Source organism: Bacillus sp. G16, from assembly GCF_021282335.1.
GTDB lineage: Bacteria > Bacillota > Bacilli > Bacillales > Bacillaceae > Bacillus > Bacillus inaquosorum.
In genome coordinates, this window is record NZ_JAJSOZ010000005.1 from 164,232 (window position 1) to 178,265 (window position 14,034).

A 14,034-nucleotide genomic window follows, 5' to 3' on the forward strand; every position below is an offset into this window, starting at 1 on the left:
GGAGGGAGAGGACCGATGAAAAAGATCAAATGGTTATCAGAACAGCCAAAGGTGACAAGCGGTGTAACGTGGGGCGTGCCATGGAAAAAAGGAGAATTGAAAAAAAGAGACCGACTGGCGCTTGTGAATGAAAATGCGGTAAGCCGATATGTGCAAAGCGAACCGTCGGCCTATTGGCCGGACGGGAGCATCAAGTGGACGAAGCACGCGGCGGTGTTCAGCGGACAGGCAAACCAAAGCTTTACAGTGCAAAAAGGAGAAGCCCCGCAGCCAACAGAATCGCTCAGCATCAATGAGTCAGAGCATCACATCCAAGTCGATACAGGAATGCTCACCTGTACCATCCATAAAACAGGCTCCGACTTCATTCAATCATTGCAGATCAACGGAAAGCCGATCGCCGCAGGCGGGAGGCTCGTTGCCATAAGAGAAACGAGAAAAGAGACGGCGGCGGAAACGGCTCTTTTTCATGAAACGTCTGTCAGTCTCATCAAACGTGCGGCAATTGAGAAGAGCGGTCCTATCAAAGCGGTGGTCAAGATAGAGGGCGTGCATATTCTCCAAAAAACAAATGAGGAGTGGCTGCCGTTTGTCATCCGATTGACGTTTTATGCCGGACTGTCTGAAATCGGCATCGTACACACGCAGCTGATTGACAGGAATGGAAAACAAGATTTCATTAAGGGGCTCGGCATAGTGTTTGACCTTTTTCTGGAAGGGGAGCCGTACAACCGACATTTCCGTTTTGCGGGAGACAAAGGGATGTACAAAGAACCCGCCCAGCTATTTGGCACACGTAAATTTAGTGAACGGTATCCGCTTTATCAAAAACAAATCAATGGCGAAATACTGTCTCCAAGTGAAGAGCACAAGGAATGGTTTGCGCACGGCACACAGAATGCGATTTGGAACGATGTCAAGCTTGTTCAGGATTCCAGCGATCATTACAGCCTGTCAAAACGGACCGGAAAAGATTATGCGTGGGTCGGCATGCTGCATGGCAGCCGGGCGAAGGGGCTCTGTTATGCGGGCGGCGAAAATGGCGGCATAGCACTCGGTCTGCGGTATTTTTTTGAGAAATATCCGTCAGCGCTGGAAATTACAGGTCTTGCTGGCAGCCATCCCAAAATGACTGTCTGGCTTTGGCCCCCGGATGGAGAAGCAATGGATTTGCGGCATTATACAGGAAACACCCATGTGGTCAGCGCGTATGAGGGCTTTGATGAAATGCGCTCTGACCCGACCGGTATTGCCAATACAAATGAAATCAGCCTGTCGTGCTTTTCTCGCACGCCGTCTGATGATGTCCTCAATACGCTCGCTGACAAATGGCAGGCGCCTCCGCTGCTTGTATGCGAGCCAGACGTCTATTACGAATCAAAGGCGCTGGGGGTTTGGAGTGTCATTGACACATCCCATCCACTCAAAAAAGAGCTGGAAGAACAGCTTGACGCCGCCTTTCTATTTTATAAAAAGGAAGTAGAGCAGCGCAGATGGTACGGGTTTTGGCATTATGGCGACGTCATGCATACGTATGACCCGATCCGGCATATGTGGCGGTATGATCTCGGCGGGTACGCATGGCAAAATAATGAGCTCGTTCCGACCTTATGGCTGTGGCAGGCGTTTTTCCGCTCTGGCAGAGAGGATATCTTCCGCATGGCAGAAGCCATGACCCGCCACACGAGCGAAACGGACAGCTTTCATCTCGGGGAATACGCAGGGCTTGGCTCACGGCATAATGTTGTGCACTGGGGATGCGGCTGTAAGGAAGCAAGGATCAGCATGGCCGGGCTTTATAAATTTTATTATTATCTGACGGGAGATGAGCGGACTGGAGATCTTTTGACAGAAGTGAAGGACGCCGATTACGCCCTCGTCAAAACCGATCCGATGCGTGCTTTTTACGAAAAAGGCAAGCACCCGACCCACGCGAGAACGGGACCGGACTGGGCGGCGTTTTGCTCGAACTGGCTGACTGAATGGGAGCGTACCGGAAATCCAGATTATCTTAAGAAAATCCAAACGGGTATCAGCTGCCTGAAGCGGCTGCCGCTCCGCTTATTATCCGGCCCGACATTTGAATATGATCCGGCGACCTCGATGCTTCATCACATGGGAGACGGCATAGCGGGCGGATATCATATGATCATTGCCTTCGGCGCGCCGCAAGTGTGGATGGAGCTGGCTGAGCTTCTTGATGACCGGGAATGGAAGGAAATGCTGAGTGAATTCGGTGAATTTTACACACTCAGTGATGCAGAAAAACGGAAAAAAAGCGGAGGCGCGCTTCATGACAGGCATTTTCACTGGCCGATGTTTGCTGCTGCCATGACTGCCTACGCCGCAAGAAACAAACAAGATTCTCATCTCGCTGCCAAAGCGTGGAATCTTTTGCTTGATGATAAGCTGAGCCATACGCCGCTTCCGATCAAACCGGAGCGCATCGAAACATGGACGGAGCTGGAGGAGCTCCCGTGGGTGACAACGAACACCGTCTCTCAATGGTGTTTGAACGTCATAGCAGCGCTGGAACTGATCGGGGATTCCCTTCCGGCAAAAAAAGATACATCCGGCAAAAAAGGATAACAGTCGCAATTTCATAGGAGAAATGGTGCAAAAAATGAAGATTGCAAGAATTTATGTAAGCGCTTTATATTTGGAGGGGCAAAGGGGAAATGCAAAATGAAAAAAAGGGGGACCTACGCATCATGAAAAATAGAATGCGAAAAAAATGGCTGGCCTTGCCGCTCGCTGCCATGATGATCGCCGGATGCAGCAATTCGGAAACATCCAGTTCAGCAGGCGGTTCGAAAGACACGATCAAAATTATGGCGCCGCTCTTATCGCCGGAAAGCCCGAGTGAAAAGAGCCCTTCATTAAAAGCGCTCGAAAAATACACAGGCAAAGATATTAAGGTCACATGGGTGCCTGATTCATCCTACAACGACAAATTCAACATTGTCATGGCTTCCGGAGAGATGCCTCATGCCATTGTGATTAAAGATAAATCAGCGGGCTTTATCAAGTCCGTCAAAGCGGGGGCATTTTGGGAGCTGTCTCCTTATTTAAAAGACTACAAGAATGTAAGCCAGGCAGATGAAAAGATTTTGAAGAACAGCTCGGTGAACGGCGAGGTGTACGGAATCTACAGAACGAGGGACCTGATCAGAGCGTGTATGATCATCAGAACCGACTGGCTTGAAAACGTCGGTCTGGATATGCCGGAAACGGTTGATGATTTCTATGAAGTGCTGAAAGCCTTTAAGGAAAAAGATCCTGACGGAAACGGCAAGGATGATACGTACGGCATGGTCGTTCCGAAATGGATGGGGCTCGGCAACGGAAGCCCATGGGATGTTCTGCAAATCTGGTTCGGCGCTCCGAACCGCTACGGCGTTGAAAACGGAAAGCTGATTCCTGATTTTACAACGAAGGAATACATGGAGGCGCTCACGTTTTTTAAAAAGCTTTATGATGAAGGCTTAATCAATAAGGACTTTGCGGTCATGGATTCAGCGAAGTGGAACGATCCGGTTGTGAAAGGAAAAGCGGGTGTCATCGTTGATACAGGCTCCAGAGCGTCTCAAATCCAAAGCGCGATGGAGGAGGCGGATGAGTCGAACAAGGATATCATTGATATCGTCGGCTCGCTTGAGGGACCGAATGGCAAGCGCACCTTCCCGACATCCGGTTATTCAGGCATGATCGCGATACCAAAATCAAGCGTCAAAACCGAAAAAGAGCTGAAAGAGGTGCTGTCCTTCCTCGATAAGATGAATGATAAGGAAGCGCAGATTCTCTCGAACAACGGCGTGGAGGGCCGCAATTACGAGCTCAAGGACGGCGTATTCACCTCACTTGAAAAAAACAACAAATCACTCCTCTATGAGCATGAAGGCTTGGCGCAGTTCAGCATGTCGATTCCGAAAAGCGAGTATTACATCGAAGACCAGAAAACAAAGCTCTTCCAGCATCGCAAGGACATCATAACCGAAGGAGAAAAAATAGCCGTCTTTAACCCGGCTGAGTCGCTTGTATCTGATGTGTATACCCAAAAAGGAGCCCAGCTTGACAACATCATTCTCGACGCGAGAACACAATTTATCATTGGAGAAATTGATGAAAAAGGGTTCGAGGATGCGGTGGAGCTTTGGAAAAACAGCGGCGGCAATGAACTGATGAAGGACTTGAACAAATTGTATCAATCATCAAAATAAACCGATGCGCCTGCCGTTCGGCGGGCGCGCCGGTACCACGAAAGGAGAACAGATATGGAAACAGTGCCGAAGAAGGGTAATGCACCTGTTCTCACTGCTGGAAAAGGCATCAGCTGGATGGCTGCGCTCAAACGGGACAAATGGCTTTATCTTCTTCTTATTCCCGGTCTGCTTTATTTTTTGATATTCAAATACTTGCCGATGTGGGGCGTGCTAATTGCATTTAAGGATTATTCTCCATATCTCGGCTTCTGGAAAAGCGAATGGGTTGGCTTTGATTATTTCAAAGACTTTTTTATGAATCCGGATTTTTTTCGGCTGCTGCGCAACACGCTCATGCTGGCGAGCCTGGATCTTTTGTTTGCCTTTCCTGCACCGCTCATTTTGGCCTTGCTTTTGAATGAGCTGAGAAAGGCCGTGTATAAAAGATGCATCCAAACCTTTATTTACGTGCCCCATTTTGTTTCATGGACAATCGTGGTCAGCATCACCTTTGTTTTCTTTACTGTTGATACCGGTGTGATCAACAAAATGGTCATGAGCTTGACAGGTGAGCAGATTTCCTTCTTATCAGACGCGGACTGGTTCCGGCCTATGATCGTGATGCAAAGCATCTGGAAGGAGACAGGCTGGGGAACGATTTTATTTCTGGCCGCGCTGGCGACGGTTGATCAGGAGCAGTATGAAGCCGCTATTATGGACGGAGCGGGCCGGTTCAGGAGAATGTGGCATATTACGCTGCCGGCAATCAGAAGCACCATTATCGTTTTGTTGATTTTAAGAATCGGCAGCTTTTTGAATCTCGGCTTTGAACAGGTGTATTTGATGACAAACTCGCTTAACCGCAGCGTAGCCGACATTTTTGACACGTACGTGTACATGATGGGGATTACCCAAGGCGCGTACAGCTACAGTACAGCAGTCGGTCTGTTTAAATCGGTTGTCGGGATTATCTTGATTTTCGGCGCCAATTACATTGCGAAAAAGTTTGATCAGGAAGGATTGTTTTAGAGGAGGGAGAGGTATGGCTGAAATTCACACAATGCACAACACAAAAGCCGGACGGGTGTTTGACATCTGCAATATTCTGTTTCTCGGCGGTGTCGGCGCGATTACCATTTTGCCGTTTTTGTATATTATCGCCGGTTCCTTTGCGACAGAATCGGAGCTCGCCCAGCGCAGCTTCTTTATTTTCCCGAAAACCTTTACACTCGATGCTTACAAGTATGTGTTTTCGACACCGACGTTCATCCGAAGCATGGGCGTATCCATCTTCATCACCGTGGTCGGGACGGCTGTGCAGCTGTTTTTCACTTTCACGATGGCGTATCCGCTGGCGAAGCGGCATGTGAAGGGACGGAATCTGCTGTTGAACCTGGTGATTTTCTCCATGCTGTTTTCCGGCGGCATGATTCCGACATACCTTGTCGTGAAATCTCTTGGCCTTTTGGATACGTATTGGGCATTGATTCTGCCGATGGCGATCAATCCGTTCAATCTTATTATTATCAAAAACTTCTTTCAGCAGCTGCCGCGCGAGCTGGAGGAATCGGCAAAAATTGACGGCTGTTCCGAAATCGGCGTTTTCTGGCGAATCGCCCTGCCGCTGTCAAAGCCGGTTATTGCGACCTTTGCGCTGTTTTATGCGGTCGGGATTTGGAATGATTTCTTCCACGCCCTCTTATATATCAATGACAGTGCAAAATGGCCGCTGCAAATGGTGCTTCGCCAAGTCACAATCTTATCGGATTTAACGGCGACCAATGGCGATACGATGCAAAATACCGTTCCGCCTGAGCAGGGAATTAAACTCGCCGTCATTGTCATTGCGACGCTTCCGATTTTGGCGGTCTATCCATTCTTACAAAAACACTTTGCGAAAGGAATGCTGATCGGTTCGGTGAAAGGCTGAGAAAGGGAGTGTTTCATATCAGTACGTTAAATCAGATTAAAATCGCCTATATCGGCGGGGGATCTCAAGGCTGGGCCAGAAGCCTGATGAGTGATCTGTCGATTGATGAACGGATGTCAGGCACGGTGGCGCTCTATGATCTTGATTTTGAAGCGGCTCAAAAAAATGAAGTGATCGGCAATTACAGCGGAGACGGCAGATGGAGGTACGAAGCAGTTTCTACTTTGAAAAGGGCGTTATCAGGCGCGGATATCGTCATTATTTCTATTTTGCCGGGTTCACTGGATGACATGGAAATCGATGTCCACTTGTCTGAGCGCTGCGGCATTTATCAATCTGTGGGTGATACTGTCGGGCCGGGCGGGATCATCAGAGGTTTAAGAGCGGCCCCGATGTTTGCGGAAATTGCCCGGGCAATAAGAGACTACGCACCGGAATCATGGGTCATTAATTATACAAACCCGATGTCTGTCTGTACAAGAGTGCTGTATAAAGTCTTTCCCGGCATCAAAGCGATTGGCTGCTGCCACGAGGTATTCGGCACGCAAAAGCTGCTGGCGGAAATGGTCACAGAAAGGCTCGGAGTAGAGGTGCTGCGGCGCGAAGATATCCGCGTCAATGTACTCGGCATTAACCATTTCACATGGATCACGGAAGCCTCTTACCGCCATATTGACCTGCTGCCTATATTCCATGAATTCAGCGCGCATTATGGAGAATCAGGGTATGAGCTGCAGGGGGAAAGCTGGAGGGATAGCGTCTTTCGTTCGGCACACCGTGTCGCGTTTGATTTATTTGAAACGTATGGCGCCATCCCCGCTGCAGGTGACAGGCACCTGGCAGAATTTCTTCACGGTCCTTACCTCAAACAGCCTGAGGCTTGGAAATTTCATCTCACATCTGTATCATTCAGAAAACAAGGCAGAGATGAGAAACGAAAAGAAACAGAACGATTGATCGTACAAAAACGGGGCGCTGCCGGGAAAGCCTCGGGAGAAGAAGGCGTGAACATCATAGCGGCTCTTCTCGGATTGGGTGAATTCGTCACGAATGTAAATGTGCCGAATCAAGGCCAAGTTTCGAATCTTCCTTTACAAGCGATTGTCGAAACGAATGCATTGATTACCCGCAACAGCGTCCACCCGATTTTCTCTGGAGCGCTGCCGAAAGGTGTGGAAATGCTGGCGGCTAGGCACGTATCCAATCAGGAGGCAGTGGCGGTAGCCGGTTTAACAAAGGATCGCGCTCTCGCATTTCAGGCGTTTCTCAATGATCCGCTTGTCACAATTGACCGCAGTGATGCAGAGCGGCTTTTTCATGACATGCTGGCAATGCACCAAATGATGTGAAAACGGCAGCCGGCGACGGGCTGCTTTTTTTATCGAAATGTGCAGTTCCGGTTTAGAAATAGTGCAGTTGACCATAATGGTAGTAGCTTTTAAGAAGTAGGTGCTATCAACGTGGGAGATTATCTAAATGTAGCAATAGAATTAGTTTGCGGTCTCGGTATTTTATTTGTCATTTTGAAGTTTCTTGGGAAAACCCAATTCTCTCAACTTACTCCGTTTGACTTTATTTCTGCTTTAATTTTAGGGGAACTGGTTGGAAATGCCGTCTATGATCATGAAATCAAGATTAAAGAAATTATTTTTGCTTCGCTTCTATGGGGCTTGCTTATCTTTTTAATTGAATTGATTACACAAAAGCTAAAAGGATCCAGAAAGTTTCTGGAGGGCGAACCAAATATTGTGATCCATAAAGGAAAGCTGAAATACAAGATGCTGAAGGAAAACAAGCTCGATATTAATCAGCTGCAAAGCCTCCTGAGACAAAAAGGCTGCTTTTCGATTCAGGAAGTGGAATATGCGATTTTGGAAACAAACGGGATGATCAGTGTGCTCCCGAAAGCCGATTTTGATAAACCGACCAGAAAAGATATGAACCTTCCGCCTAAGGATGTGTCTTTGCCGGCTACATTAATACTGGATGGGGAGATTGTGTTTGACAACCTGACGGAAGCAGGCGTGGATGAACAATGGCTGAAACAATCGCTGCAAAAGCATGGAGTTGAAAGGGCTGAGGACGTCTTATATGCGGAGTGGCACGCCAACCAGCCTCTTTATCTCATCACATACGAAGAAAGCAGTTCATCATGACCGCAAAAAAGAGCTTGCAGCTGGTGCAAGCTCTTTTTGTTATTCGTGAGTCCCTTGTTTAACAGCTCTTACATGATACATGCTCACTTCAGTGCTGATCAGATAGTCAGGCTTTGGTTTGCCTTTGTTTGCTTTATGGCCGGCGATATGCGCATCGCTCTTTTCCCATTGCTTCCAGTGATCCTCAGATTCCCAGCGAATCATGACAATAACTTCCTCATCACCGCGGCGGACGTTTTTCTCAAGCACTGTCACATCAATTAAACCTTCTTGTTTTTCAATGATTCCTTCAGCGCTGAAACGTTCTATGACTTTATCTGCATGGCCTTCTTTTACCGTCATTTTTCTCAACTGAACAAACATCTGTCTCTCTCCAATCATTCTTATATATGAATGATTGTAAATGAAATTCATTCTCAATGTCAAAGGAAGAGCACGGCGGAATAGAACCGCCGCCGCATCGTTATTCTTTCAATAAAAACACATTGCCGTCTTCGTCCTTAAATTGAACGAAGGTGCCCCACTCCATTTGATTGGGCTCACCGAGAAATTCTACACCGTTTGTTTTCATTTTCTCGTATGTATCAAAGATGTCTTCACATTCAAACACGATAGAAGCCTTCATTTGTTCAGAGCCTTTCATCATAGCTTTCGGGTAAATGACTAAACGAGTCTGGGCTCCTTTTGGCGAAACCTCCAGCCAGCTTGCCTCGGGCCCCATCGGGTGGTCCGCCGCAATATCAAAGCCAACCTTCTCCGCCCAAAATTGCTTCGCTTTCTGCTGGTCTTCAACATATACAGCAACAGTGCCAATTTGTTTGATCATAGGGAAACCTCCAATTTGAAAGATAGTAATACTATAACCTGTTTACGGCCGAAGTAACATAAAAAAATCAGCCGGAAAACGGCTGATTTTCGATTAATACGAGCAGCTCACAACATCTATCAAATTAGTGTCTAAGGCGAAATAAACCCAGCGTCGCCGTGAAGGATCCCAATAAAAGCCGCCGACGGATCTTCTGCCAAGAATGATCGGGAAGAACCAAAATGAGCGGCCATTGGTTAACCAAACATAGGTAAACCGGAAGAGGCAAGGCCGAATGGTGATGGGTTCAACTAAAAAAGCAGCTCCTTGAGTACCCTGCGGCTTTTGCGGCTTCGCTGGTATTTGGGAAGGCGGGGGGCCCTGTGGCGCACCGCCGAAACCAGGTACAGCCCCGCCGCCAATGCCAGGGCCAGAACCGCCGCCGAAACCAGGTACAGCCCCACCGCCAATGCCAGGGCCAGAACCGCCGCCGAAGCCAGGCAAAGCCCCGCTGCCAATGCCAGGGCCGGATCCGCCGCCAGTACCGGGCACAGCCCCGCCGCCGATGCCCGACCATGGGTAACCATTTGGATAACGGTATTCATATTCAAAAGCAGGCCAAGGATCATAAAAATGCCCGGCAAACATATAAGGATCAACATAATACATGTGATAACGTCCTTTCTCATTGTAAACTGTACATTTGCAGTCTATGCATGCGGACGTTTATTGGTGCATTCGCCTATGGATGAAATTGGAATGTGTTCGGGATGCAGAATCATTTCATTTTTCCCTAGTCCCATTCACAATTCCGATTTATCATTTTATAATGAAAGAGCTTCTATTATGAAAAAGGAGACAGACCGTGAATATCGATCAATTATTATATCAATATATCATAGACCACACTGCGGATATTACTGACAAATGGTTCAGCTTGCGATGCCAGCTGAAAGGAGAGCTATATTCCGCCGACCATTTAAGTGAAGAAATGAAAAAGCTCTTAACCGAGCAGCATACGTTTACCAATATAACAATCGCAAGCGCATTTCTGGAGGATCAAACCGAGTTCCAAGAAAATATGACTAAATGGGCGCAAACCGTCGCGAAAAACAGGGTAGAGCAAGATGTTCAGGTGCATGAGGTCGTAGAAGCCATATCAAACTCAAGAATCTCATTCTGGGATGCTGTCGTTGCGTTTATAAAAGAGAATCAGGATATCGTCACAAATGAGGATGCCGACCGGTGGAACCGCATTGTGAATCAGTCGTTCGATAAGCTGATTATTGAATTTTCCGAGCAGTACCAAAAATTTATGCTGATGAGGCTCACGTCTCAGCAGGAACTGATTTCTGAGCTGGGCTGCCCGGTCATTTCCATTGCGGATGGAATCGGGATATTGCCGCTAATCGGCTCCATAGATACGAAACGGGCACAGGTCATTTTAGAAACAGTGCCTGTCCGCTGTATCGAGAGAAAAATTACAAGCCTTGTCGTTGATCTTTCGGGTGTTCCGATTGTGGATACCATGGTGGCGCAGCAACTGTACAACCTGTCAAAAACGCTTGTCTTATTAGGCGTTAAAGCTGTATTTTCAGGGATTCGCCCGGATGTGGCCCAGACATCGATTCAATTGGGGCTAGATTTCAGTGAATATGAAACATACGGCACGCTGAAGCAGGCATTAGAAAATATGGGCGTCCGCTGTATTGTTGAGGAATTGGAAGAAAACAGATAGGAAGTCTGATTAGGCATATGATTGTCCGCCATCGGGTGATCATATGCCTTTTTGATTTGAACAGAAAACACCATTGATTTATCAAAAAAAACATAATATTATAATTCTTATAAGAATACTGTGAATTAAAATAAATTCAACAGGGGGGAAGGTCCTTTGGTTTCAAAATCAACCATTGATCCGGAAGTGATTGAAAAAATAATCAGCTCGCTGGAAACGCTCGACTTCGGCACTGTTCAGATTACGGTTCATGATTCTCAGGTTACCCAAATTGAGAAAATAGAAAAGCACCGTTTTTCGCTGAAAAGGAAAGAATCAAAGTGATCGCATAAGGGCGTTTGTTTTCATTAAATTCTCCTTAAAACATATACATATTTCATCCAATTTTTATATAATAGACCTTTAAGATCATTTTTTAGGAGGATTTTTGACATGCAAGCTACGGCTCACGAGAGTAAGCAATCGATCATGCAGCGCATCTTGACAGTCTTTGTTTTCACGCTGCTGATCGCGACTGTCGGTCTTTTTATCGGCCAATTTGTTCCTATCGCTTTGATGCTGCCGCTTTCCATTCTTGAAGTGGGGATGATTATTCTGGCCTTCTGGATGCGCAGAAGAAAAGCGGTCGGGTATGCGTTTGTATATACATTCGCATTTGTTTCAGGCATTACCTTATTTCCGATCGTCAGCCACTACGCTTCCATCGCCGGCGCCTATGTCGTGCTTGAAGCTTTTGGCTCTACATTTGTTATTTTTGCTGTTCTGGGCACAATCGGCGCAAAAATGAAGAAGGATTTATCCTTCCTGTGGTCATTTCTGCTGGTAGCGGTGCTCGCGCTGGCAGTGGTTGGCATTTTCAACATTTTCAGTCCGTTAAACTCAGCGGCGATGATGGCGTATTCCGTCATCGGAACCATCGTCTTTTCCCTTTACATTTTGTATGATTTGAACCAAATCAAACACCGCCATATTACGGAAGACTTAATTCCTGTTATGGCATTATCGCTGTACCTTGACTTTATCAACTTGTTCATCAACCTGCTTCGCTTCTTTGGCATTTTGAGCAGTGATGATTAATCAGAGAGCGCCTGTCATTGGATAGGCGCTTTTCGTCATGCATAAAAAGGCAGGCGGAGTTGTTCGGCTGTCATTTTGTCAGGTGTGGAGCCGTTTGAGCTTGTGCATTTGATCGGCATTGCATGTGTCATCGGCGGCATATTTGTTACGGTCATAAAGAAAAAACAGCCGGATACGTATCCGGCTTCAGAAGAAAAGACGCTGTAGCCTGTCCTGGTCGGACGGGTTTTTTAGTCTTTAAACACGCTTAGCTTTTCAAAAAGATCACCAAGCATCTTCACGAACATGTCTTTTTCCTCATCGCTGTAGTTTTCCATCACCGCGGAGATTTTGCCGAAATGACCGGGCAGAAATTGCTCCAGCCGTTCTTTGCCTTCCTTTGTCAGTTCAATGCTGATTTTTCGTTTATCCTTTGTGTGATGTCTGCGGCTGACAAACCCATCCCTCGCCAGCCCGTCCAGCAGGCCTGTAATCGTTGCTTTCGTGACGTTGGATTGCTTGGCAAGCTCGGTCGGACTTAACGTGTGGTCCTTGGCATCAAAGAGCAGCATCAGGATTTTGAATTTTCCCTCTGACAGCCCGCGGCCTGCGAAATAATGCTCCATCACATGATTCATTTTTTTTGAGATATCAAAAAGAGATAAAAACAATTCAAGAGAGCCGGCGTCAATATTGGCATACGTCTCGGCGTGCTCTGTTATATGCTTATATTTCGGTAAATGTTTTAATTCCATCATAATAAGCTCCCGTACGTTCGTTGTGACACGATTATAAAGGAGCGATAACCATAACGCAACTTAGCTTGGAGATGATTGACAGCTTTTCACGGGACATAGTAAGGTAATATAGTTAGGCGCCTAACTATATAAAGAACTGAAAAGGTGGTTATTTATATGAAACATATTTTGATAGCGGGAGGCGGAATCGGCGGATTATCAGCGGCCATTTCCCTTAGTAAAGCAGGGTTTTCCGTCACCTTGTGTGAAGCGGCTACAGAAAACCGCAAAACGGGTGCGGGGATTCTCCAGCCGCAAAACGCACTGGCGGTCTTGAAAGAATTGGGCATATTCGAAGATTGCTGTAAGCATGGCTTTCAAACAGAATGGTTTAAAACGTTTGATGCACAGGGGGATTTGCTGTTTCAAGTCAGTGAATCCTTTTTAGACGATACACTTCCAGGACGAAATAATATTTTGCGAAAGACGCTAAATGACATTCTCATTAAGCATGCCGAGGCGGCGGGTGTACATATCAAGTGGGGGAAAAAGGTTGTTACCTATGAAGAAACGGCTGAATCGGTTACTGCCGTATGTGAAGACGGAGAAAAGATGCAGGCTGACATTCTGGCAGGCTTTGACGGCATCCATTCCGCTGTTCGCGATAAGATGCTGCAAAAGGAAACAGAAAAAGAGCACCTCGGCATGGGGGCATGGCGCTTTTATATCGAGCTTCCTGATTTTACATTTGAGGACGCGACATTGATGTATAGAAGCGGAGACACACAAATTGGCGTCGTGCCATTGGCGGAACACGCCGGCTATGTCTTCGTTCTCCAGCCTTGCACGAGCGATTACTGGGATAAAGAAGATACCCGGTTTGATAGAGTAAAAGAGATTCTCTCTGGTTTTCCGGGGCTCGATTTTGTCACAAAGCATATGTCAAAAGAGCATCCTGTCATGTTTAACAAACTGGAACAGGTCGCAGTGCAGGAGCCATGGTACAAAGGCCGCGTCGTCATCGGAGGAGACGCCGCCCATGCCGGAGCGCCGACCTTGGCACAAGGAGCGGCAATGGCCATCGAGGATGCCATCGTCCTCGCTGAAGAACTCAAAAACCACGCCGACATCGAAATCGCATTTCATGCGTATTACGAAAGAAGAGCACCAAGAGCGCTGAAAGTCCAGAACCTCTCCTCAGAAATCGTCCGCCGCGGCCTAAAAGGAGAGCCGGGAGCGGAAGAGCTGATTGGGGAGTGCCATGCGGTGTTGAGGGAAGGGTACTAATAGGAAAAGTCCAGAAAGTGATTTCTGGACTTTTTATTTAGAAAGACACAAGTGTTTTAACTAATTTATCTAGAAATATATAACAATAAATGATGTAAAATCACCCTGTATTTGGTAAAATTA

At 47.0% G+C, this 14,034-nt stretch carries 14 protein-coding genes and 1 pseudogene; 11 read left to right on the forward strand and 4 right to left on the reverse strand.

What is annotated here, in order from left to right:
* Window positions 1-15 precede the first annotated feature (15 nt).
* The 6 genes from LWH95_RS07915 to LWH95_RS07940 all read left to right on the forward strand — a co-directional run bounded on the left by LWH95_RS07915 (window position 16) and on the right by LWH95_RS07940 (window position 8,288).
* Entirely contained in the window at window positions 16-2,589 is a 2,574-nt protein-coding gene (locus LWH95_RS07915) for an exo-rhamnogalacturonan lyase family protein (protein WP_232919286.1), read from the forward strand.
* A 122-nt stretch (window positions 2,590-2,711) separates the two neighbouring features.
* Window positions 2,712-4,220, forward strand: coding sequence for an extracellular solute-binding protein (locus tag LWH95_RS07920; RefSeq protein WP_232919287.1), 1,509 nt, complete (start codon window positions 2,712-2,714; stop codon window positions 4,218-4,220).
* 54 nt (window positions 4,221-4,274) lie between these two features.
* Window positions 4,275-5,231: an ABC transporter permease gene (locus LWH95_RS07925; RefSeq protein WP_003239999.1), complete on the forward strand. Its 957-nt coding sequence runs from the start codon at window positions 4,275-4,277 to the stop codon at window positions 5,229-5,231.
* 13 nt (window positions 5,232-5,244) lie between these two features.
* Complete coding sequence (locus LWH95_RS07930) at window positions 5,245-6,132, forward strand: carbohydrate ABC transporter permease (RefSeq protein WP_232919288.1); 888 nt, start codon at window positions 5,245-5,247, stop codon at window positions 6,130-6,132.
* Between the two features lie 8 nt (window positions 6,133-6,140).
* Window positions 6,141-7,481, forward strand: coding sequence for a family 4 glycosyl hydrolase (lplD, locus tag LWH95_RS07935; protein ID WP_232919289.1), 1,341 nt, complete (start codon window positions 6,141-6,143; stop codon window positions 7,479-7,481).
* 111 nt (window positions 7,482-7,592) lie between these two features.
* Entirely contained in the window at window positions 7,593-8,288 is a 696-nt protein-coding gene (locus LWH95_RS07940) for a DUF421 domain-containing protein (RefSeq protein WP_232919290.1), read from the forward strand.
* A gap of 39 nt (window positions 8,289-8,327) precedes the next feature.
* Here LWH95_RS07940 and hmoA read toward each other — a convergent pair whose 3' ends face one another.
* From hmoA to LWH95_RS07955, 3 genes are all read right to left on the reverse strand, one after another.
* Window positions 8,328-8,651, reverse strand: a complete 324-nt coding sequence (gene hmoA / locus LWH95_RS07945; protein WP_060398123.1) for a heme-degrading oxygenase HmoA — start codon at window positions 8,649-8,651, stop codon at window positions 8,328-8,330.
* 100 nt (window positions 8,652-8,751) lie between these two features.
* Complete coding sequence (locus tag LWH95_RS07950; RefSeq protein ID WP_003239988.1) at window positions 8,752-9,114, reverse strand: VOC family protein; 363 nt, start codon at window positions 9,112-9,114, stop codon at window positions 8,752-8,754.
* A gap of 93 nt (window positions 9,115-9,207) precedes the next feature.
* Entirely contained in the window at window positions 9,208-9,762 is a 555-nt protein-coding gene (locus LWH95_RS07955; protein WP_225516103.1) for a hypothetical protein, read from the reverse strand.
* A gap of 196 nt (window positions 9,763-9,958) precedes the next feature.
* Between LWH95_RS07955 and LWH95_RS07960 the strand changes: the two genes are divergently transcribed.
* The 4 genes and pseudogenes from LWH95_RS07960 to LWH95_RS07975 all read left to right on the forward strand — a co-directional run.
* On the forward strand, window positions 9,959-10,831 hold the full coding sequence (locus tag LWH95_RS07960) for an STAS domain-containing protein (RefSeq protein ID WP_060398125.1): 873 nt from the start codon (window positions 9,959-9,961) through the stop codon (window positions 10,829-10,831).
* 156 nt (window positions 10,832-10,987) lie between these two features.
* The gene (locus LWH95_RS07965) at window positions 10,988-11,155 is read left to right on the forward strand and encodes a YezD family protein (protein WP_014476089.1); all 168 of its coding nucleotides are present in this window, start codon (window positions 10,988-10,990) and stop codon (window positions 11,153-11,155) included.
* 108 nt (window positions 11,156-11,263) lie between these two features.
* The gene (locus LWH95_RS07970) at window positions 11,264-11,908 is read left to right on the forward strand and encodes a Bax inhibitor-1/YccA family protein (RefSeq protein WP_232919291.1); all 645 of its coding nucleotides are present in this window, start codon (window positions 11,264-11,266) and stop codon (window positions 11,906-11,908) included.
* A 63-nt stretch (window positions 11,909-11,971) separates the two neighbouring features.
* Window positions 11,972-12,115: pseudogene (locus tag LWH95_RS07975) on the forward strand (DMT family transporter); the annotation flags it as partial.
* Window positions 12,116-12,138: 23 nt separating this feature from the next.
* Here the strand turns inward: LWH95_RS07975 and yetL are convergent.
* Window positions 12,139-12,642: a transcriptional regulator YetL gene (gene yetL, locus LWH95_RS07980; RefSeq protein ID WP_232919353.1), complete on the reverse strand. Its 504-nt coding sequence runs from the start codon at window positions 12,640-12,642 to the stop codon at window positions 12,139-12,141.
* 159 nt (window positions 12,643-12,801) lie between these two features.
* Here yetL and LWH95_RS07985 point away from each other — a divergent pair, with 159 nt between their 5' ends.
* Window positions 12,802-13,911 (forward strand): FAD-dependent oxidoreductase, encoded by a 1,110-nt coding sequence (locus tag LWH95_RS07985; RefSeq protein ID WP_232919292.1) that lies wholly within the window; start codon window positions 12,802-12,804, stop codon window positions 13,909-13,911.
* Window positions 13,912-14,034 lie beyond the last annotated feature (123 nt).

What these genes read in the sequence shown, in the direction of transcription:
- LWH95_RS07985 (WP_232919292.1), top strand. Translation starts at nt 12,802, where the DNA reads ATGAAACATATTTTGATAGCGGGAGGCGGAATCGGCGGATTATCAGCG.
- LWH95_RS07950 (WP_003239988.1), bottom strand. Translation starts at nt 9,114, where the DNA reads ATGATCAAACAAATTGGCACTGTTGCTGTATATGTTGAAGACCAGCAG.
- LWH95_RS07930 (WP_232919288.1), top strand. Translation starts at nt 5,245, where the DNA reads ATGGCTGAAATTCACACAATGCACAACACAAAAGCCGGACGGGTGTTT.
- LWH95_RS07955 (WP_225516103.1), bottom strand. Translation starts at nt 9,762, where the DNA reads ATGTATTATGTTGATCCTTATATGTTTGCCGGGCATTTTTATGATCCT.
- hmoA (WP_060398123.1), bottom strand. Translation starts at nt 8,651, where the DNA reads ATGTTTGTTCAGTTGAGAAAAATGACGGTAAAAGAAGGCCATGCAGAT.
- LWH95_RS07970 (WP_232919291.1), top strand. Translation starts at nt 11,264, where the DNA reads ATGCAAGCTACGGCTCACGAGAGTAAGCAATCGATCATGCAGCGCATC.
- LWH95_RS07915 (WP_232919286.1), top strand. Translation starts at nt 16, where the DNA reads ATGAAAAAGATCAAATGGTTATCAGAACAGCCAAAGGTGACAAGCGGT.
- LWH95_RS07925 (WP_003239999.1), top strand. Translation starts at nt 4,275, where the DNA reads ATGGAAACAGTGCCGAAGAAGGGTAATGCACCTGTTCTCACTGCTGGA.
- LWH95_RS07920 (WP_232919287.1), top strand. Translation starts at nt 2,712, where the DNA reads ATGAAAAATAGAATGCGAAAAAAATGGCTGGCCTTGCCGCTCGCTGCC.
- yetL (WP_232919353.1), bottom strand. Translation starts at nt 12,642, where the DNA reads ATGGAATTAAAACATTTACCGAAATATAAGCATATAACAGAGCACGCC.